Here is a 21,045-nt window from a genome sequence, read left to right as displayed (position 1 = left end):
ATGAAAAAATACGCAAGAATTTCGGGTAAATTTATCGCAGAAGGTGCTTTTGGCAGTTTAGAGCGTGATGAAAATGTGAGCGACGAACTTAATAAGAAGCTTAACAGTTTCCTAAAAAAGGAAAAAGCCATCACGTTTAGCATCATTAATACCGAAACGGTAATTGTACCCAATCAAGATTTCAGCATAGGATATAATATGGTTTGCCTACATATAGAATATGAAATATAAACTATTAATCCTGATCTTTTTACCACTGCTTTCTTTCGCGCAACCATTTGATGCAATTAAAAGATATAAGGTAAGCTATGCTTTGGCCACAAAACACAATGAACACTCAATTGCGATAAGAAGCTTCGTAAATGATAACCAAAAATATTTGTTGTTGGTTGATCCACAAACTTTAGCAACCAAAGTTGATTTAGCGAGCAATTATTCGTTAAGAAGCCTAGTTTGGCAAAACGTAATGGCGATTTTTAAAAATACGGCCTACGTTAAATCAATTGAAAACGCCACTGCAAAAAGTACTCAACTTCAAAATGCAGGTATTGATCATGCCATCCCGAACGAGAAAGGCATTACACTTACCATCGATTTGTGTCCATCGCATAAATCACTAGATCGCATTATTTTTCAATCTATTTTTGATGAATTTAAAAAAATTGAGCAACCGGCACCCATAGCCATTTCAGTTTCGGGTAAATGGATGTTAAAGCACGGCGATGATTTAAACTGGTTAAAAGGTTTAGTCGTAAAAAAGGAATTAAATATTACGTGGATTAATCATTCGTACAACCACGAAGTAAATAGGCTACCTCTGAATGAAAACTTCTTACTTGCTAAAGGAACTAATTTGGACATAGAAGTTTTAGAGAACGAAAAATTAATGTTGAAAAATGGTTTAATACCTTCTGTGTTTTTCCGTTTTCCGGGTTTAGTTTCTGATGAATCTGTTGTGGAGAAAATTGAAGAATTTGGTTTAATTCCTGTGGGAAGTGATGCATGGCTGGCTAAAGGTCAGCAACCAAACGCTGGCAGTATTGTGCTTGTGCATGGTAATGGCAATGAAGAAATCGGCGTAAAAGATTTCATCAAACTGCTTAAAAACAAACAAGCTGATGTAAATAATAAACAGTGGTTGTTGTTTGATTTAAGGCAAGGCTTGGAGAAAGAGTTTTAAACATGAATTAAATTTTTTTCAGGCACGAAGTTTCTCAAAGGAAAGCCCTGTTAACGGCCTCGTAGCATATCGAGGAAGAATAGTTGTTTTTTCATAAATACAACCACCCCCGCCAACACACAAACCCATCGCACCCCCTCCTTGAAAATAAGGAGGGGAGTTGCGAGCTGCATAACCCACCATCTCTCTACACCCTGCTACCGGCCTCGCAACCTATCGAGGAGGAATAGTTATTTTTTTACACAAAAAACTCACTTACGCGGTAAATAAGTAGGGCGCAGAAGTGAAGGCTTCTAAAACATTAAAACCACCCCCGCCAACACACAATCCAATCCACCCCCTCCTTGAAAATAAGGCGGGGAGTTGCGAAATGCATAACACACCATCTCTCTACACCCTGCTACCGGCCTCGTAGCCTATCGAGGAAGAATAGTTGTTTTTTCTTAAATACAACTCGCTCTCGCGACAAATAATTAGGGCGTAGAAGTGAAGGCTTTTCCAAGCATTAAAACCACCCCCGCCAGCACACAAACCACCACACCCCCTCCTTGAAAATAAGGAGGGGAGTTGCGAAATGTATATCACACCATCTCTCTACACCCTGCTACCGGCCTCGCAGCCTATCAAGGAAGAATAGTTATTTTTTCATAAAAATAACTCGCTCTCGCGATAAATAAGTAGGGCGCAGAAGTGAAGGCTTTTTCAGCCGAACGGCTTGCCCTACGGTGAAAAAAAATGACGTATTATTCCGAAGAGAGGATGCAAACCCTTGAGGTATTCACTAGTGTTTATTATTTTCAATTGTGTTCATGAGCTCACCCGATGAAAAATCGGGTTTCGGTTTTGCTTCTTTATCATCAAGGATAAAGAAGGAGCCCCTTCGGCGGCGGTGAGCCCTGCCAAAGACAAGCAAGTGAGGCAAGACTGTGTGAAGGGGAGAAATGGTGTAACGTTAGTTAGTGCGTTAACATCAGTTAGTGCAAAAAAACAAACAGATTTCTCCTCGTGAAAAACTCGTTCGAAATGACGGGAGACAAAACTGTGGAGAGGAAAGCAAGACGGTGCGAAGCAGTCTTTGAGCAAAACAGATTGCTTCGTCGTGCCTCCTCGCAAGGACGACCTGAGCGTAGAAGTTGAAGGCTTTTTCAAGCGTTAAAACCACCCCCGCCAACGCACCCCCTCCTTGAAAATAAGGTGGGGAGTTCCGAGCTGCATAACCCACTGCACACCTACTCAAAAATTAGGAGGGGAATTTAAACTATTTCAAACCGCCTAGAAATTTACGACCTCTAGAATTTGCTACAAAATACAAACCTACACCACCAACCAAAAGGAAAACTACATCACTATCTAAAGGACAGGCAAATTGTTCGCCAGGTAGAGCATCAGGATCGCAGGGTTGACCAGGATCCTGACGTGCAGATAAATCCTGAAACGTAGAAATCATGATTATTGTTAAAAGTACTGCAAAAACACCTAAATATATTCTCTTCATTACTAAATTACTGTTTTATAAATTTTGATCGCCCTAAAGTTTTGTTAGCATTTGTTAACTCCACAATATAAACGCCAACACTAAAGCTTGAGAAATCGATACTGGTACTAATGCCTGTAAATGATGTATTCAGCACCACCTTGCCCAATACATCTATTACACGTACGTAAGTTTCAGTATCGTAGGTTTTGTTCAGCACAATATTTAATTTGTTGTTTACCGGCACAGGGTAAATAATAAATCCGCTTGCCGGAAAAGTTAATCCACTGTAAGTAACATCAACGATATTAGAGAACTTTAATTGCCCATTTACATCACTCTGTATCAATCGGTAATAATTGTGGCCCACTACGGGTTGCTTATCTACAAAGTCATAAACCGATCTCGCATCTGAAGCGAAAGTTGCTAATGGATAAAAATTAACTTGATCTATAGATTTTTCTAAAGTAAACAATACTTGTTTAGTTGGGCTTTCTGTTTTCCAACCCACATTAACGTGATCCGTTACACCGGTAGCATAAAAATTTAATAAGGTGTTTACAACCAAAGGTTTTTCTATAAAAATAACTTCGAAACGGCCATCTGTATAAGTAGCTGCCACACTCCGATCTACCTTGAAGCTATATGTATCCTGTGCAGAAAGCTTAACCGTATCAACTTTATAATTATCAACCAAATAAGCTTCGAATTTTTTATCCAAACTTGTTAAGTTGCTTGCAACAAGGTTAAAATCGCCTGAAAGCGTACTAATTACAGAAAGTTTAATTTTTGTGTCTTTGGTAATTAGCGGATAACTATTGATTGCCAGTTTAACATTATCAGTTGAAAAACTCGATAAAAAAGTTGTTCCATTTCCCCCCATGTCACTTGCATCTTCCATCTGGTCATAAAGTGCTTTGCCAGAATCCGAAAATATAATCGATATATCGTCCACTGCATTTTCGTCTGTATTATTCTGAAACAAAAATTTCATTATTTGTGGCTCATTGTCTTTAGGCAGGCCATTAAGCCCCATAAGTAATTTGGGAGGAGTTATACCAGTCCCTGAAACCAGTTGTTTATTTACTTTAGCACTTTCAGTAAATGGAACCGTTGCATTTGTATTAGTCGCCTTAACAAAAAAGCCTTGTCCACTTGCAATAAACTGTGTCGCATCGCCAGTGGATGAAGCAGGTGTCGTTTTATTATAGGCATTAAATGTTTTAGAAGAGGGATTTAATACATAGAAAATATTTGTAGTATTTGTTACCGCAACTGAAGTTAAATCGATAGTTGAAGCATAAGGGTTACCAACCAAATTAAATCCATCGGCAGCGGCATTTCCAGTATTAGTATAACTCAAAGTTGGCGAATAAGGCCCTTGATTTAAAACGCCATTGAAAGCTACGATATTATCTTCTGGTTTAACTTGAGTGGAGAACCTTGAAACAGTTCCGTCAGTTAGAGTTCTCGCCCCCCTAAAAAACACATACACTCCTTCGCCAACTTTAAAAGTATTTGTTGTTAGCGGAAGCGGAATGGGTGCATAATCATTTTGCGAAACACCACCTGCTACAGGTTCATTGTACCTGTAGATAGTTGGGTTATGGTTAGGGGATGTATCGAAAATAGCTGGATTAGTGGGATCTAACGCACCATTATCTGGACTACCCGTGATGTACATGTTTTTTTTGAGGTTAAAGATGTTGTAGTTCGCCGTCATGGTTGCATCATGTATAGGCGAAGACATTAATCGGTAACCTCTTCTAGCTTTATCATTATTACCCTTCATAAAACGCTCTACATAAACAGTGCCTGTAATCTTTGAAGGTAAAGTAATAGCTGCAACTGATGAAGTGTTATTCTCAAAAGATTTTAGCGTTAATAAATTAGTACCTGCTGCCAGCGTTGTAGAAGGTCCCATAGTCAAAACACCAGCACTATCTACAGCAAATTTACCCGAACCGGATACCGTAAATGTTTTTGTGAAACCACCAGAAAAAGTAACATTATTAAAAAACACACCATTTCCACCATCATTAATGGTTTGTGCAGAACCCTTATTAAAAGTTAGAAGTGCATTTTTTTCGAAACTAACTTTACCACCAGTAGAATTCCAATTTCCTATAACACCATAATTACCGGCAATAAAAGTTTTTGTACCAGCGTTTGTAAAATTAACATCGTTAAAAACGACCCCAGCTCCAAAATTTGAACCCGTATCTTTAATGGTTTGGGCAGCAGTGCCATTAAAAGTTATGGGAGGAGCACCGCCGTAGGTCGTTAAATCAATTTTACCCCCGCTCGAACTCCAATTTCCTGCAATTGTACTTGTACCATTAATAAAATATTTAACAGCATCGCCAGACATGATTAAATCAGCATAAATCCCCTGTGCAACTACTTGAGCGGATGATCCAGAATTATATTGCACAGTAAATGACCATGTTATGACCGATGGCAACGTATTCGGACTTAAAGTTTGCGTTTTCAATAATCCGGTGCCTGTTGTTTGCCTAACTCCTGTTAACTGCCCTGTACCCATATCAAGTGTACTGCCACTATTAATGGTTAAGGTGTTGCTTACATTTAAACTGGAATTTCCAAAAGATAGGTATGTTGTTTGCACACCTCCTAATATCAAATCATAAGCACCTAACCCAGTAGGTGTGATCGAATTAGTAAATGGTATCTGATTACCAACTCTTATCACATCATTGGTGTAAGGATATCGTGTGTTAGGTGTCCAATTTTGTGGATTGGTAGCAACACCACTCACCGATCCATTCCAGTCAAAAACAAGGGGGCCCATTGTTGCCTGACTTGCAGATAATGCCGTACTCAATGTTTCTCTAAGTGCAAATACTCTCCAGTAGTATACAGCATTAGTATTTAACCCAGTAGCTGAGTAAGAAGTAGCATTTGCAGCGGTAGTTGCTACGTAAGTGTACGGCCCAAGAGAATTGGTTGCTTGGTAAACTACAAATCCAGTTTCATCAGTTGAGTTATCTGTCCAATTTAGTGTCATAGCATTACCATAAACGCCAGTGAAAGTTAAGTTAGTTGGTGCATTAGGCAGTGATGGCAAAAACGTATAATTTTGCCCGTTAGCAGGCCGTGTACTCAATATTGTAGTTTCTGTAGTAGAAGATGGAGGAGAAGTAGGATTGGTACCAGTTCCGTCTAAAGAAAGAAAACTGCTAGACCCCGTACCCAAACCAGTTATGCCAATAGATGCTGAACGTGTACCAGAACCAGTCGCAATTCCTTGGTTATAAATAAATCTAACTTCCCCTGACATTTCAGATAATATTACCTGAAATGAGATTGCGGGATTAGCTAAACTTTTGGCCCAATACATGTTTTTAAATTCAAAAGTAAAAACTCTGTTAGGAGCTGTACCCGTGGTGAGATAACTCCAACTGCCCGAGGCACCTACTGGGCTCAACTTCAGGTCATCCCAAAGTGGTGCCAATATAGGTCTATCCCCATCATTTGTTAAATCATTAGTTGGATGATATAGTGTACTAGGGTAGGCAGAATTCGAAACATTATTTGTGTTATCAACACCTAATCGTAAAAACCCATTTGTACTCGCCGAAATTGTATTATAACGTACACCCATATACCAAAAATCGAAACCAATTGACAGAAAATTCGCAACTGATTCGTCATATTTATCGGTTCCTGGGTACTCAAGATTTGCTTGCGTTGCACCACTTAACGCTGTAAAAGTTCCCGCACTTGGCGTGAAAGTGTAGTTGGTTATTAATTGCGCAAATACCGAGTTTATCCCTAAAACAATAACCAAACCCGTTAAAAGCACTAGTTTTTTATAACATAGGTGTAGAAATGTTTTCATAAGGGATGGGGATTAATTTGTAATTTAACAATAAAAATAAGTTAAACAAAACTTATATAATATTACGGATTTATTTTCGTTAATTGTAAAAAAATAAATAGGCATTTACGTTCTATGTGGCTAAATTATAACACAACAATTTGTAGTTGCACTATAAATTTTTTTTCAATCGCCTCAAAGATAATTATTTTATTAATTTTCTGTAAAAAAGGGCTGTGTTAAAACAACAATTCAATAAATTTTAAAAGAATTAAATTTGGTGTCCTTCATGCTCAACTTGCCTAAATTTCTTAATGCCTTGGCAGGAACTAATTCAGTAGGTTTTCTAGCGCAATTAGATTCCCGCCTGCGCGGGAATGACGCCCGGCCGAAATATTATTTCGCCTAATAGTTTTATTAATTTTTCTGTAAAAAAGGGCTGTGTTAAAACAACAATTCAAGAAATTTTAAAAGAATGAAATTTGGTCCCCTCGTCATGCTCAGCTTGCCTATATATATTAATGCTTTGGCAGTAACTGATTCAGTAGGTTTTCTAGCGCATTAAGATTCCCGCCTGCGCGGGAATGACGCCCGGTCGAAATATTATTTCGCCTAATAGTTTTATTAGTTTTTCTGTAAAAAAGGGCTGTGTTAAAACAACAAATCAAGAAATTTTAAAAGAATTAAATTTGGTGTCCTTCATGCTCAGCTTGCCTAAATATTTTAATGCCTTGGCAGGAAATGACTTAGTAGGTTTTCTAGCGCATTAAGATTCCCGCCTGCGCGGGAATGACGCCCGGCCGAAATATTATTTCGTCTAATAGTTTTGTTAGTTTTTCTGTAAAAAAAAAAGGCTGTCTCAAAACAACAATTCAAGAAATTTTAAAAGAATTAAATTTGATGTCCTCGTCATGCTCAGCTTGCTTAACTTAATGCTTTGGCAAGAACTGATTTAGTAGGCTTTTCTAGCGCATTAAGATTCCCGCCTGCGCGGGAATGACGCCCGGTCGAAATATTATTTCGCCTAATAGTTTTATTAGTTTTTCTGTAAAAAAGGGCTGTCTCAAAACAACAAATCAAGAAATTTTAAAAGAATTAAATTTGGTGTCCTCGTCATACTTAGCTTGCCTAAATATATTAATGCTTTGGCAGGAAATGATTTAGTAGGCGTTCTAGCGCATTAAGATTCCCACCTGCGCGGGAATGACGCCCGGTAGAAATATTATTTCGCCTAATAGTTTTGTTAGTTTCTCTGTAAAAAAGGCTGTGTTAAAACAACTAATCAAGAAATTTTAAAAGAATTAAATTTGGTGCCCCCGTCATGCTCAGCTTGCCTGAGTTTCTTAATGCCTTGGCAGTAACTGATTCAGTAGGTTTTTTAGCGCATTAAGATTCCCGCCTGCGCGGGAATGACGCCCGGTCGAAATATTATTTCCACTAATAGTTTTATTAGTTTTTCTGTAAAAAAGAGCTGTCTTAAAACAACAATTCAAGAAATTTTAAAAGAATTAAATTTGGTGTCCTCGTCATGCTTAGCTTACCTAAATATCTTAATGCCTTGGCAGGAACTGATTCAGTAGGTTTTCTAGCGCATTAAGATTCCCGCCTACGCGGGAATGACGCCCGGCCGAAATATTATTTCGCCTAATAGTTTTATTAGTTTTTCTGTAAAAAAGGGCTGTCTCAAAACAACAAATCAAGAAATTTTAAAAGAATTAAATTTGGTGTCCTCGTCATGCTCAGCTTACCTAAATATCTTAATGCCTTGGCAGAAAATGACTCAGTAGGTTTTCTAGCGCATTATGATTCCCGCCTGCGCGGGAATGACGCCCGGCCAAAATATTATTTCGCCTAATAGTTTTATTAGTTTTTCTGTAAAAAAGGGCTGTCTCAAAACAACAATTCAAGAAATTTTAAAAGAATTAAATTTGGTACCCTCGTCATACTCAGCTTGCCTAAATATCTTAATGCTTTGGCAGGAAATGATTCAGTAGCTTTTCTAGCGCATTAAGATTCCCGCCTGCGCGGGAATGACGCCCTGCCGAAATATTATTTTGCCTAATAAATTTAATATCAATTTTAACACAGCCTCCTATTTAAAAATTAATGCATACCAGAAATCTAAATTTTTTTAAACCTATTAAATCGCTATTTTTGCTAAATGAGTTTATCTCCATACATAAGATTTTTTTGGTGTTCGGCATTACTGTTATTTACGGTGGGCAACTTGCAAGCACAAGTTCAAACCAATGGCAGCGAAGCGAATAATATTATAACTGCCGTACCTTTTTTATTAATTACACCCGATGCAAGGGCTGGAAGTATGGGCAATGCAGGTGTTGCCGTTGCCGGCGATGCAAACAGTTCGAGCATTAATGTGGCTAAATTGGCCTACCTAAAAGATGATTATGGCTTTGGCATTTCTTACAGCCCGTGGTTAAAAAACTTAGTGCCCGATATTAATTTGGCGTATTTAAGTGGTTACTATAAATTGGATGACAGGAATACAATCGCTTCTTCTTTACGGTACTTTTCTTTAGGTAATATTCAGCTAACGGATGAAAACCAGCAGAGTTTAGGTGTTTTTAATCCAAATGAGTTTGCTTTTGATGCTTCTTTTGTGCGTTCGTTTGGTGAAGAATTTGCTTTGGGTACTACGTTACGATTTATTTATTCCAATTTAGGCTCAAATTTGGTTTCTAGCGGTCAGCAATCTTCGCCCGGTAAAGCGGTAGCCGCAGATGTATCTGGCATTTATAATAGTTCGGTAAGGTTGTTCAATACCGATGCGTTGGTCTCTGTTGGTGCAAATATTTCGAATATTGGCACAAAGATGAGTTATTCATCTGGCGGTACAAGTTATTTTTTACCCACTAATTTAAAACTTGGTGGTGCAACTTCCTTTAATTTTGATGGCAATAGTGAGATTACGGTTGCGCTAGATTTTAATAAACTGCTTGTGCCTACACAACCTATTTACGATAACAATGGCAATATTGTAAGCGGTAAAGACCCTAACCGTTCTGTGCCTGCCGGCATTTTTGGTTCGTTTAGCGATGCGCCCGGTGGTTTTAACGAAGAACTTAAGGAAGTAGGTTTATCTACCGGAGTTGAATATATTTACGATAAACAGTTCGCTTTGAGGGCGGGTTATCAATATCAAAACCCCGCGAAAGGCGATGCACGTTATTTTACTTTGGGCGCAGGTTTTAAGTACAATGTGCTCAATTTAGATTTATCGTATTTAATTGCCAATGCGCAAACTAGTCCGTTGGCAAATACCTTGCGGTTTAGTTTGTTGTTTAATTTTGGGCGTACGAAAGCAGAAGATAGAAAATTAGGTAGAGACTAAAGCATTGCGAAGTGACCCTTGCATAAATTTTTAAACTCCGGCCTTGCGAACTGCCGGCCTGCCCATTCGGCAGGAAGCAGAGGGAAAAAGCGATGGCGTGAAGCAATCTTTCAAGCAAAATAGATTGCTTCATCGTACCTCCTCGCAAGGACGGAGAAAGCGTAGAAGTTGAAGGCTTTTTCAGCGTTAAAACCACCCCCGCCATCGCACAGCCCACCTTACCCCCTCCTTGAAAATAAGGTGGGGAGTTGCGAAATGTATAACACACCATCTCTCTACACCCTGCTATCGGCCTCGCAATCTATCGAGGAAGAATAGTTATTTTTTTACACGAAAAACTCACTCTCGCGGTAAATAAGTAGGGCGCAGAAGTGAAGGCTTTTTCAGCCGAACGGCTTGCCCTACGGTAAAAAAAAATGACGTATTATTCCGAAGAGAGGATGCAAAGCCTTGATTTTTTTGGTACTTTTTCATCAAGGAAAAAGGACTAGGCTTTTCGCCGCCAATGAGCCCTGCCAAAGGCAGGCAAGTGGAGCAAGACTGTGTGAAGGGGAAAAATGGTATAACGTTAGTTAGTGGGTTAACATCAGTTAGTGCAAAAAAACAAACAGATTTCTCCTCGTGAAAAACTCGTTCGCCTGCATGCCTCAGGCATGAAATGACGGGAGACAAAACTGTGGGGAGGAAAGCAAGACGGTGCGAAGCAGTCTTTGAGCAAAACAGATTGCTTCGTCGTGCCTCCTCGCAAGGACGGAGAAAGCGTAGAAGTTGAAGGCTTTTTCAGCATTAAAACCACCCCCCCACCACCACACAATCCAACTCACCCCCTCCTTGAAAATAAGGCGTGGAGTTGCGAAATGCATAACACACCATCTCTCTATACCCTGCTACCGGCCTCGCAACCTATCGAGGAAGAATAGTTATTTTTTTACACGAAAAACTCACTCTCGCGGTAAATAAGTAGGGCGCAGAAGTGAAGGCTTTTTCAGCCGAACGGCTTGCCCTACGGTAAAAAAAAATGACGTATTATTCCGAAGAGAGGATGCAAAGCCTTGATTTTTTTGGTACTTTTTCATCAAGGAAAAAGGACTAGGCTTTTCGCCGCCAATGAGCCCTGCCAAAGGCAGGCAAGTGGAGCAAGACTGTGTGAAGGGGAAAAATGGTATAACGTTAGTTAGTGGGTTAACATCAGTTAGTGCAAAAAAACAAACAGATTTCTCCTCGTGAAAAACTCGTTCGAAATGACGGGAGACAAAACTGTGGGGAGGAAAGCAAGACGGTGCGAAGCAATCTTTAAAGCAAAACAGATTGCTTCGTCGTGCCTCCTCGCAAGGACGACTAGCGCATAGCATCTGGAGGCTTTTTAACGTTACAACCACCCCCGCCAACACACAATCCACCGCACCCCCTCCTTGAAAATAAGGCGGGGAGTTGCGAAATGCATTACACACGATATCTCTACACCCTTACAGCGAGCTCGTAGCTTGTCAAAGAAGAATAGTTGCTTTTTAATAAAAACAAGTCGTTCTAGCAAACCACCCCCGCCAGCACACAAACCCAACTCACCCCCTTCTTGAAAATAAAGTGGGGAGTTGAAAACGCATGGTGCAAAACGCTCAAAGTTATCATAAAAGCAAATACTTCTACCCCTGAAAAAAGTCGTTAAAATCCAATAGCTATTGGACGATGGGTTATTTTTTTGCAGGCAACAATTTAATTTCTGTTGCTTTAAAACGGTTGTTTACAATTTCGCCAGTAACCTCAGCTTTGCTTACTGCATTACAGAAACCATGTTCATCATGCGCATCACCAAAATCGTCGATTTTTTTGCCGTCAACAAAATAAGCTGTGCCATCTATTTTTACAGCTAAATCGCAACCCTTTTTCACTTTCCCTTTAGCATCTTTTTGTGAAATTTTAAATTGGCATTCGCCACAGGCGATATCTACAATTTGATTGGTAATTTTCTTGCCTTCAATAGCTTTTTTAGCAGTTGTTTGTGCATTTGCTGAAACAGAAAGCACAGTTATAAATAAAGCAAAGATTAAATTTTTCATATTATTTATTTTTTGGTACAATCAAATTTAATGCTTTGCAGGCAGAAGAACTACTGACTTTTGTAAAATAAACCTGATGGCAATGGAAATACTTTTTATCCCCTAAATCCCCAAAGGGGACTTAAACCACAAAAAGATTGGAATGTACAGCAGGACTGCAATTGCCGAAGAACTACTGAACGTTCGTTTTCGAATAAAGATTTCTAACCCTTTTCCGTGTAAACCTGAGTCTGTGGCAAAAGAAAAAACCACCCCGCCCTTTCCCCGAGGGGATGCCTTTGGCACGGGCACCCCTCAAGAGGGGAATAAAAAGAAGATAATAAAAAAAAAGGATTTGCAAATAAATGCAAATCCCTTTTTAAAATATCTCAAAGCCCCTTTAGGGGTTTGGGGTTTAGTAACGATACTCGTCTGCCTTAAACGGACCTTCTACCTGTACACCGATATAATCAGCTTGGTGTTGATCTAAAACATCAAGTTCTACACCAATTTTAGCTAAGTGTAAACGAGCAACTTTCTCATCTAAATACTTAGGTAAAACGTAAACCTTGTTCTCGTATTTACATGGGTTCATCCAAAGCTCTAACTGTGCTAAAGTTTGGTTGGTAAATGAAGCACTCATTACAAAACTTGGGTGACCAGTTGCGCAACCTAAGTTTACTAAACGACCTTCGGCCAAAAGAATAATATCTTTACCTTCGATGGTGTATTTATCTACCTGAGGTTTAATTTCTACTTTAGTTGAACCGTAAGTTTGGTTTAACCAAGCTACATCAATTTCGTTATCGAAGTGGCCGATGTTACAAACAATCGCTTTATCTTTCATCGCCAAGAAATGCTCAGCACGAACGATGTCGCGGTTACCAGTTGTGGTTACAATAATATCTGCTTCTTTAACGGCCGTAGCGAATTTTTTAACTTCGTAACCTTCCATTGCCGCTTGTAGTGCGCAAATTGGATCAATTTCGGTAACGATAACACGCACACCTTGCGAGCTTAAAGATTCTGCTGAACCTTTACCCACATCGCCATAACCGCAAACAACAGCTACTTTACCAGCCATCATTACGTCTGTTGCACGACGGATTGCATCAACTAAAGATTCGCGACAACCGTATTTGTTATCGAATTTAGATTTAGTAACCGAATCGTTAACGTTAATTGCAGGTAAGTGCAAAGTTCCGTTTTTCATTCTTTCGTACAAACGGTGTACACCAGTTGTAGTTTCTTCTGATAAACCTTTAATTGCTGCAATAAGCTCAGGATATTTATCGAAAACCATGTTGGTTAAATCGCCACCATCATCCAAAATCATGTTTAATGGTTTAGCATCTGCACCAAAATGCAAAGTTTGCTCAATACACCAATCAAATTCTTCTTCGTTTAAGCCTTTCCAAGCGTAAACTTGAATACCCGCAGCAGCAATTGCCGCCGCAGCATGATCTTGTGTGGAGAAAATGTTGCATGATGACCAAGTAACCTCAGCGCCTAAAGCGGTTAAAGTTTCTATTAAAACAGCCGTTTGGATAGTCATGTGCAGACAGCCTGCAATACGAGCACCTTTTAACGGTTGTGATGGACCAAATTCTTCGCGTAAACTCATTAACCCTGGCATTTCTGCTTCGGCTAAACTGATTTCTTTACGGCCCCAATCTGCCAGTGAAATGTCCTTAACTTTGTAAGGAACGTAAGTTGTCTCTACTGATGACATATTTTATTTGTTTTAAATGTGGCACAAATTTACGGCATAGCTTTGTGAAACCCAAATAATTAGGGGAAGAGTTGAGTTGGCGAAATGTAAATATTACGCATGCTCGTTTTAGAAAATTATAAAATGATTAATTTTTTACAAAACCTGTAGCCTTTCGGTATGTGTGTAATACCCAAAAGTATTTTCATAATTCACTGGTAGCGATAAAAAGGGCTTATCCAACTTTGTATAGAAAGCAAGCTCATCTGTAATCGTTTTTAGTGAAATTTAATCCCTACATACATTTTACAACCCTTTAAACTTACTGCTGCTCAAATACACTTTAAAATCTTTTATTCTGCCATTTTCTACATTCTGTCTAGGTAGATATTTAAACCCACTGCAACTTATTTCTGCACCTAAATCGATTACAATTTGATGTGGATGCTTTGGTGATTTATCACTCCATTGTGTATGCCAAATTGAAGTGCCCTGCAAATCAAAAACATTATCTGCTTTACCATCGTCTTCATCTCTTTCTTCGCTATCGGCATAGGCTATTTTCCAATTATTTCTAGGAATTTCTTTGCCATTTTCATCTAATAAATATAATTCTGCAATGGTAGTATAAGGATCATCTTTTCTTTGCGAATTTAAAGCCTCTAAACAAAAATATCGGCCTTTAACTGTGTTAAATTTTACAGTTTGCCACGCTATACCCGACTCAAAGCTGCCTTGATAAACCGGCGTTATGTCTTGTAATTGAATATTTTGCCCTTCTTTACGATGCACTGTGTTTTTAGCACTCTTGGTAAGTTCATCCAATTTTGGCGTTTTTATTCCTGCCAATATGTTTTTAATAGGACCTAAATAATCCAACACAACCACTTCGTTTTTACCCTTTTTTAACCAAGGCCCAGGCACATACATGGTTTGCGTTGGCCCGATATTCCAAAACCTCCCCAAACACTTTCCATTAATCCATACTAAGCCTTTTCCCCAAGTGCTAACATCCAAAAATGTATCGCATGTTTCATTTAAAGAAAAACTGCCTTTATAAAACGATGGCATGGTTGTTTTGCCTCGTTTGTATTTTAAATTTTTAGGAGCAGCGTTGTTATTTAAAGGGATTGGAAAAATTTCCCAACCTTTTAACTCTTTCTCGGTACCGTTCAATTCGGTTAGCGTAACCTTATCTGTAATTCCTTTACGATCGTACATGTCACTGTCATAGTTTACCCGTCCCATGGCTTCAACCAAAATATCAAGAACATCGCCCGATTTTGTAGCTGGTAATTTGCAACTATTTTCATTTTTTCTGCGATCGAGCACTGCAATTCTTTTTCCGTTGATATATACTAAGGCAAAATCATGAACATCTTTAATATTCAAAATTGAGGAATTCTTTTTTGATAATTTAGTGCGGTACAGCATACTCCCATAACCTTGATCGTATTCTTCCATATTTCTTAATTTCTCTGCCTTAATAGGACTTTTGAGATTAGAGAAGATAGGTGCAATTTCAGTAGTAGCGAAAGCAGGTATAACAATTAAAGGGTTTCTTTTCGGTATTTCGGGCAATGTTTCACCCGGCTGTAAATAGCCTTTAAAAAGATTGCGTAAGGCATGAAATTTTTCGGTATCCCAGCCAGCCTCACTAATTGGTGCGTCATAATCATAGCTAGATGTTTCTGGAGCATAAGGCGGGCTATTTGCGCCTGCGAACTGGCCAAAAGTTGTTCCGCCGTGCGCCATATATATGCTAAACGATGCTTTATGATCTAGCATGTACTTTATTTCCTTTACCACAACCTCGGTAGAACCTGTATGATGCTTAGCACCCCACGAATCAAACCAACCTGGATAATATTCGCCACACATTAGTGGCCCTGTTGGCCTAACTTTACGTAATTCTTTAAACGCCGATTCTGGATTGCCGCCAAAATTAACTACGCTAAAAATATCATCACGCACAGCCTCTCCTAATTGCGAAGCGCCATCGCATGTAAAAAGCGGAATTTTAAAACCAGCCTCAACAAGGTAATCCCTAATTTTACCTATGTATTCTTTATCATTTCCATAAGATCCATACTCGTTTTCTACTTGAGCCATAATTATTGGCCCGCCGTTGGTTGTTTGTAATGGTGCTAAAATTTTACCAACTTCATTTAAATAAATTCTGCAACGCGCTAAATAATAAGGATCCTGTGTACGAAGGCCTATATCTTTCTTTTTTAAAAGCCACCACGGAAACCCGCCAAAATCCCATTCGGCACAGGCATAAGGCCCGGGACGCAAAATAACATAAAGCCCTTCTTTTTGGGCAAGCTTGCAAAATTCGGCGGCATCTGCCATGCCTTCCCAATTAAATTTTCCTGGTTGAGGTTCGTGCATATTCCAAAATAAATAGGCGCAAACTGTATTTAAGCCCATTGCTTTAATCATTTTTAAACGGTGCGCCCAATATTCTTTTGGCACGCGGGCGAAATGCATTTCACCACATCGAATTACAAAGGGTTTTCCGTTCAAAAGAAAATCATCTTCTCCAATTTTAAAATCGACAGTAGTTGTAGGTTTTGTGGGAGGAGGAGTTAGATTTTGAGCTGAGGCTACACTAACTACGAAAAAGAGTGATAAAACTGCAGAAATTATTTTCATAAAAATGTGGTTAATGCTTTTTGATTAGTTACGCTAAATTTACCAAAAGTTATACTAAAAAAATACACCTATTTTTTCAAATTGCCAGTTATCTGACAATGACAAATTTGTTGTAAACTTAAGACTATTTTAACGATAATTATAATTCCATTTTAACTGATAAGCACACTAATTTAACTAAGATAGCTGAAAATTTAGGCCATAAAAAAGGCCAATACCTCGCATGAAGTATTGGCCTTTTTAAACCAGTTGATTGTAAAATTAGTTCATATCTTTTTTAACCTTTTTTGCTGTACTTTGTCCAGGCAAATAGATTTGGAAACCAAAAGATAAGTTTAATGCACTTTGAGTAGCTTGGTTACCAAAACCAACTACACCATTGTACTTAAGTAAAGTTTCTAAACCAATGTTTGGGGTGATGAAATAAGCAAAACCTGGACCAACGCCTAAGTTTAAACCATTTGTCTTTGGCCCGTTATTATTAACATTGCTGCCGCCAAATCCTGCATTTCCCTCTACGAAAAATCTACCGTGTTTAAGTACTTCTGCATCTTTACCAGTGTAATAACGAGCTAACGCACCAACACCGTATCTAGTTTCTGTAGATATTTTGTTAGTAGTTAATCCTAAATCTACATAACCACCTACTGCTATATTGTCTTCAATAAACCAAGCAGCTTTAGGCGTCAAATCAAAAGTAAAATTACTTCCACTTTCTAAACCAAGATTTAAGTTTGCAAGGTTACCGCCAATTAAAACGTTACCTTTTTGGATTTGAGCATTTGCAGATGTTACACCTAACATTAATGCTAAAGAAAATAAGCTAGAGATTAAAATTTTTTTCATGATAATTATTTTTTTGATTATTGTTTATTCAAACTTTGTTGAATACCACTTAAACAACGCTTTTTGCACAAAGTTTTTGAAAATTTAATCTAATTTTAACTGCAAAACGTAACTAATTGGTTTAAACCAAGTAACCGATAAAAACACATAAATTTTAGAAATTTATTTGCGATAATCTTTTCGAATTTTCTCAACAACGGCTAGTAAGTTTAATTTTTAGAAGTGAATTCTTGAGCTAAAAAAAATCCTTTCATTTTCAATCAATTATTTATAAATTGAACTAACCAAATTTAACGCTTTATGAAAACCGTAAAACAACTGCTAGATACTAAAACACCTAATATTTTTTCGGTAACGGAAAATACTTCGGTATTGGATGCGCTAAAAATAATGACAGAAAAGAATATTAGCGCTTTGCTAATTATGGATGGCGCCACGTTGCAAGGGATTTTTACCGAACGCGATTATGCTAGGAAAGTAGTATTGCAAGGTAAATCATCAAAAGATACAGTGATTAAAGAAATTATGACTAGCAACCCAATTTCGGTTAGTTTGAGTAGTACAATTGATCAATGTATGGAGTTTATGACGGAAAAACACTTTCGCCATTTGCCAATTGTAGAAAAAGGTGAAGTTAAAGGCATGGTTTCTATTGGCGATGTGGTTAAATTTATAATTGCCGATCAAAAGCAAACCATTTCACAGCTCGAGAATTATATCAGTGGATAGTTTTGTGCGCAAATAAATCAGTTTAATAGAGAAAAAGGTTAATCGACGAATTAGTAATCTTTGATGCGACCTAATTTTCTTTCTTTTCAGGGATATTTTTCGCCATCATTTCATCTAAACCTTTACCACCTTTTATACCAAAATCCATCGTTCTTATTGGGAACGGAATCATGATATGATTTGCATCGTAAGCTTTTTTAATTCGGATAACTGCTGTGTCCCATGCTTCTAAATAATTTGATTGTTCCATTAGGCTTACCCACATTCTTAACGTAAAATTGATAGAGCTGTCTCCAAACTCTTGATAAAACATGGTAATTTTCTCATCCTCACAAAGCCCAGATATACCTTCCACCGCCTTTAATGTAACTTGTTTTACGGCTTCTAAATCTTCGCCGTAAGATATTCCGATATTCAAATCGATTCGTCGCTTGCCCAACATAGAAAAGTTTTCGATGGGATGTTGAAAAACTTCTTTATTTGGGATAATTACCATTTGCCCTTGGAAGGTTTTAATTACGGTATCGCGCAAATTAATTTCTGCCACCGTACCCGTATATGTTTTAATGCTAACTGTATCGCCAATGTTGATGGGTTTGCGGATAGATATAAATATGCCCGACATAAAGTTGGATGCGATATCTTGAAATGCAAATGCCAAAGCAAGACCTAAAATACCCGCACCCGCCAGAATAGATGTTACTGCCTTGTCTAATTGCAAAATGCTTAATACAATAAAAATAACAATACCGATAAAGAACACGTAAACTACAGAGCTGAATAGCTGATTAAGCGTACCATTTACCGAAATTTTCGAAATAAGTTTGAGTGCTATTTTCTTGATAAAGCTTGCAAGGTAAAAGCCCAATACCAAGATTACAGCCGACATGAGCATATTTGGAAGCAGGCGGATAAAATCGTGCAACCATCCAGTTAATTTAGTTGAAATTAATTCGTAAGCTTTATTTACATCCATATTTTATTGGTGCGACTCGATTTTTTTATTAGTAAGTTCAGTTAGTTAAATTAACGTAAAAGTGTCCTTTTTGTTTGGAAACCGTTGTTAAGCAACTTAAAAATACAGCCTTTTTGCCAATTTACCAATGGTTAATCCTTGTACCAAAATAGAGAAAACCACAATTATATAGGTTATAAAAACAAACTCATCTCGGTGCATATCTGCAGAGAGAGACAGCGCCAGTGCAACCGAAATACCGCCTCGCAAACCGCCCCAAGTGAGCATGGTTACCGCATTTTTTTCGAATTTTATTTTAAAACGCATAATTGATACTGGCACAAAAACCGAAATCCATCGTGCCAACAGCACAATTGCAATGCAAACCATCCCGATCCAAAACACAACAGGGTTTATTTTGATAACGAGCATTTCTACGCCGATAAAAAGAAATAACACCGCATTTAAAATCTCATCTATCATCTCCCAAAACTTGCCTAAATAATCAATGGTTAAATCAGACATGCCATCTCTTTTGGATTTATTACCGGTAATTATGCCTGCTACAACCATTGCTAAAGGGCCAGAAAGATGTAATCGGCCTGCCATAAAATAGCCACCAACCACTATGGCGAGGGTAATTAGCACTTCCACTTTATAATCATCTATCGATCGCAATGCCCAAAAACCGATGTAACCCAAAATTGCGCCAAAAATTAAGCCGCCAACGGCTTCTTTTAAAAAGAGTTTTCCAATATCCAATACCGAGAAATCGCCACCCGATGATCTGGCAATTTCTACAAGGCTGATAAAAACAACCACCGCAACACCATCGTTAAATAGCGATTCGCCAGAAATTTTCAATTCTAAAGATTTTGGAATTTTTGATGTTTTGAGTATGCCCAACACTGCAATAGGATCAGTTGGCGAAATTAACGCACCAAAAAGCAAACAATAAATAAGCGGAATTGGCATAGAGAACATTCCGAACAAATAATAAACAAGAATGCCTACAATAAACGTAGAAATTAAAATACCCACAGTTGCGAGTATCAAAACTGGTAATCGCTCCACTTTCAGCCTTGCTGCATCGATATGAATGGCACCTGCAAAAAGCAAAAAACTAAGCATAAAATTCATCAGTATATCCTGAAAATCTAACGAATTGGCTAACGAAATAGCTTTCTCGGAAAGTAGCGAATGTGAGTTACCAAAGCTTGCTAACAGTATCGACGATATAAGCGAAAGCGCCATTATACCAATTGTAGGTGGCCATTTTATAAATCGGTGATTAATGTAAGCATACAATGCGGAAAGTACAATGGTGATGGCGATGATTTCTTGAGTATTCATTAAAATTGATTCTTTATTCATGAAACCCCGAAAGGTCAATTAAATTTACATCTGTTAAACTTGGCAGTAAATTTTTAACGCAATTTACATCAATAAGTTTGTGCACTAAAGTAGAAACTAGAAATGGCGAAGGTAAAGAGAAGTAGTAAAATTACTAAGTTAAAAGTAATAAAATTTCGGATTTTTAATGCCTTAAATTTACAACACTTCCCTCCAAAATCCTTTTAAGATCGACCGTAGCAATTTTAAACATCGCATTAAGCAATACGAAAATAAAATCTCACAACAGTAATAATGATTGTTATTGCTCAATTATATGTATTTTAACAAAGAATTATGAAAATTGATATCCAACCATCACTACAAAACGATTTAATTAAAATAATTCCATTAAAACAAACCGACTTTGAAACCCTGTACGCAGTTGCTTCAAACCCGCTAATTTGGGAACAACATCCAAATAAAAACCGTTACCAAAAAGACGTTTTTACAACTTTTTTTGAAGGTGCAATCACATCAAAAGGTGCATTTTTAATATTTGATCAAATTTCTGGCGAAGCCATAGGCAGTTCGAGGTATTATGATTTAGATGCTGAGAACAAATCAATCATGGTTGGCTATACATTTATCGGTTGTAATTATTGGGGCAAAGGCTATAATCAATCATTAAAAAAATTGATGTTCGATTATGCTTTTCAGTTTGTGGAAAAAGTAATACTCCATATAGGCGCAACGAATTTCCGATCGCAAAAAGCAATTGAAAAATTAGGCGGAGAAAAAACTGATGAACTTAAAATAGCTTATTATGGCGAGCCCACAAAGCTGAATTTTGTTTATCGAGTAGAAAAACAAAATTGGTTAAAGCGCTAACAATAAATCGCTAAAAGGAATAAAATCGTATTTATGCTTT

The 21,045-nt window shown here is 37.9% G+C and carries 13 protein-coding genes; 5 read left to right on the top strand and 8 right to left on the bottom strand.

Annotated features, from left to right (window positions below; translation table 11 throughout):
* Positions 1–231 (top strand): hypothetical protein, encoded by a 231-nt coding sequence (locus EZJ43_RS02020; protein WP_133260984.1) that lies wholly within the window; start codon positions 1–3, stop codon positions 229–231.
* Complete coding sequence (locus EZJ43_RS02015; protein WP_133260983.1) at positions 221–1,180, top strand: polysaccharide deacetylase family protein; 960 nt, start codon at positions 221–223, stop codon at positions 1,178–1,180. The genes EZJ43_RS02020 and EZJ43_RS02015 overlap by 11 nt, the downstream gene beginning before the upstream one ends.
* 1,258 nt (positions 1,181–2,438) lie before the next feature.
* Here the strand turns inward: EZJ43_RS02015 and EZJ43_RS02010 are convergent.
* Entirely contained in the window at positions 2,439–2,675 is a 237-nt protein-coding gene (locus EZJ43_RS02010; RefSeq protein ID WP_133260982.1) for a hypothetical protein, read from the bottom strand.
* A gap of 7 nt (positions 2,676–2,682) precedes the next feature.
* On the bottom strand, positions 2,683–6,516 hold the full coding sequence (locus tag EZJ43_RS02005) for a T9SS type A sorting domain-containing protein (RefSeq protein ID WP_133260981.1): 3,834 nt from the start codon (positions 6,514–6,516) through the stop codon (positions 2,683–2,685).
* A 2,140-nt stretch (positions 6,517–8,656) separates the two neighbouring features.
* Here EZJ43_RS02005 and porV point away from each other — a divergent pair.
* Positions 8,657–9,847 carry a type IX secretion system outer membrane channel protein PorV gene (gene porV, locus EZJ43_RS02000; protein WP_133260980.1) on the top strand — a complete coding sequence of 397 codons (1,191 nt, stop codon included), beginning with the start codon at positions 8,657–8,659 and terminating at the stop codon, positions 9,845–9,847.
* Positions 9,848–11,538: 1,691 nt separating this feature from the next.
* Here porV and EZJ43_RS01995 read toward each other — a convergent pair.
* From EZJ43_RS01995 to EZJ43_RS01980, 4 genes are all read right to left on the bottom strand, one after another.
* Entirely contained in the window at positions 11,539–11,904 is a 366-nt protein-coding gene (locus tag EZJ43_RS01995) for a DUF6370 family protein (RefSeq protein WP_133260979.1), read from the bottom strand.
* A 394-nt stretch (positions 11,905–12,298) separates the two neighbouring features.
* Positions 12,299–13,615 (bottom strand): adenosylhomocysteinase, encoded by a 1,317-nt coding sequence (gene ahcY, locus EZJ43_RS01990; protein WP_133260978.1) that lies wholly within the window; start codon positions 13,613–13,615, stop codon positions 12,299–12,301.
* A gap of 285 nt (positions 13,616–13,900) precedes the next feature.
* A complete protein-coding gene (locus EZJ43_RS01985) occupies positions 13,901–16,252 on the bottom strand; it encodes a beta-galactosidase (RefSeq protein WP_133260977.1) in 2,352 nt (783 codons plus the stop codon).
* A 261-nt stretch (positions 16,253–16,513) separates the two neighbouring features.
* Positions 16,514–17,098 carry a hypothetical protein gene (locus EZJ43_RS01980; protein ID WP_133260976.1) on the bottom strand — a complete coding sequence of 195 codons (585 nt, stop codon included), beginning with the start codon at positions 17,096–17,098 and terminating at the stop codon, positions 16,514–16,516.
* 300 nt (positions 17,099–17,398) lie between these two features.
* On the opposite strand from EZJ43_RS01980, the gene EZJ43_RS01975 reads away from it, so the two are divergent.
* Positions 17,399–17,827, top strand: coding sequence for a CBS domain-containing protein (locus EZJ43_RS01975; RefSeq protein WP_133260975.1), 429 nt, complete (start codon positions 17,399–17,401; stop codon positions 17,825–17,827).
* Between the two features lie 70 nt (positions 17,828–17,897).
* Here the strand turns inward: EZJ43_RS01975 and EZJ43_RS01970 are convergent, their stop codons facing one another.
* Complete coding sequence (locus tag EZJ43_RS01970) at positions 17,898–18,803, bottom strand: mechanosensitive ion channel family protein (RefSeq protein WP_133260974.1); 906 nt, start codon at positions 18,801–18,803, stop codon at positions 17,898–17,900.
* Positions 18,804–18,899: 96 nt separating this feature from the next.
* Complete coding sequence (locus EZJ43_RS01965; protein ID WP_133260973.1) at positions 18,900–20,135, bottom strand: cation:proton antiporter; 1,236 nt, start codon at positions 20,133–20,135, stop codon at positions 18,900–18,902.
* Positions 20,136–20,471: 336 nt separating this feature from the next.
* On the opposite strand from EZJ43_RS01965, the gene EZJ43_RS01960 reads away from it, so the two are divergent.
* The gene (locus EZJ43_RS01960; RefSeq protein ID WP_133260972.1) at positions 20,472–21,005 is read left to right on the top strand and encodes a GNAT family N-acetyltransferase; all 534 of its coding nucleotides are present in this window, start codon (positions 20,472–20,474) and stop codon (positions 21,003–21,005) included.
* Positions 21,006–21,045: the final 40 nt, after the last annotated feature.

Origin of the sequence: Pedobacter changchengzhani, assembly GCF_004354365.1 — a bacterium.
GTDB classification, from domain to species: Bacteria; Bacteroidota; Bacteroidia; order Sphingobacteriales; family Sphingobacteriaceae; genus Pedobacter; species Pedobacter changchengzhani.
Note: the sequence above shows the minus strand (reverse complement) of the source record. Positions and strands in the feature narration are given on the sequence as shown.

Excerpts from the sequence above, each read along its gene's own strand:
- EZJ43_RS01960 (WP_133260972.1), top strand. The coding sequence starts at position 20,472 with ATGAAAATTGATATCCAACCATCACTACAAAACGATTTAATTAAAATA.
- EZJ43_RS02020 (WP_133260984.1), top strand. The coding sequence starts at position 1 with ATGAAAAAATACGCAAGAATTTCGGGTAAATTTATCGCAGAAGGTGCT.
- EZJ43_RS02005 (WP_133260981.1), bottom strand. The coding sequence starts at position 6,516 with ATGAAAACATTTCTACACCTATGTTATAAAAAACTAGTGCTTTTAACG.
- EZJ43_RS01970 (WP_133260974.1), bottom strand. The coding sequence starts at position 18,803 with ATGGATGTAAATAAAGCTTACGAATTAATTTCAACTAAATTAACTGGA.
- EZJ43_RS01980 (WP_133260976.1), bottom strand. The coding sequence starts at position 17,098 with ATGAAAAAAATTTTAATCTCTAGCTTATTTTCTTTAGCATTAATGTTA.
- EZJ43_RS01975 (WP_133260975.1), top strand. The coding sequence starts at position 17,399 with ATGAAAACCGTAAAACAACTGCTAGATACTAAAACACCTAATATTTTT.
- EZJ43_RS01965 (WP_133260973.1), bottom strand. The coding sequence starts at position 20,135 with ATGAATACTCAAGAAATCATCGCCATCACCATTGTACTTTCCGCATTG.
- EZJ43_RS02015 (WP_133260983.1), top strand. The coding sequence starts at position 221 with ATGAAATATAAACTATTAATCCTGATCTTTTTACCACTGCTTTCTTTC.
- ahcY (WP_133260978.1), bottom strand. The coding sequence starts at position 13,615 with ATGTCATCAGTAGAGACAACTTACGTTCCTTACAAAGTTAAGGACATT.
- EZJ43_RS01995 (WP_133260979.1), bottom strand. The coding sequence starts at position 11,904 with ATGAAAAATTTAATCTTTGCTTTATTTATAACTGTGCTTTCTGTTTCA.
- porV (WP_133260980.1), top strand. The coding sequence starts at position 8,657 with ATGAGTTTATCTCCATACATAAGATTTTTTTGGTGTTCGGCATTACTG.
- EZJ43_RS02010 (WP_133260982.1), bottom strand. The coding sequence starts at position 2,675 with ATGAAGAGAATATATTTAGGTGTTTTTGCAGTACTTTTAACAATAATC.
- EZJ43_RS01985 (WP_133260977.1), bottom strand. The coding sequence starts at position 16,252 with ATGAAAATAATTTCTGCAGTTTTATCACTCTTTTTCGTAGTTAGTGTA.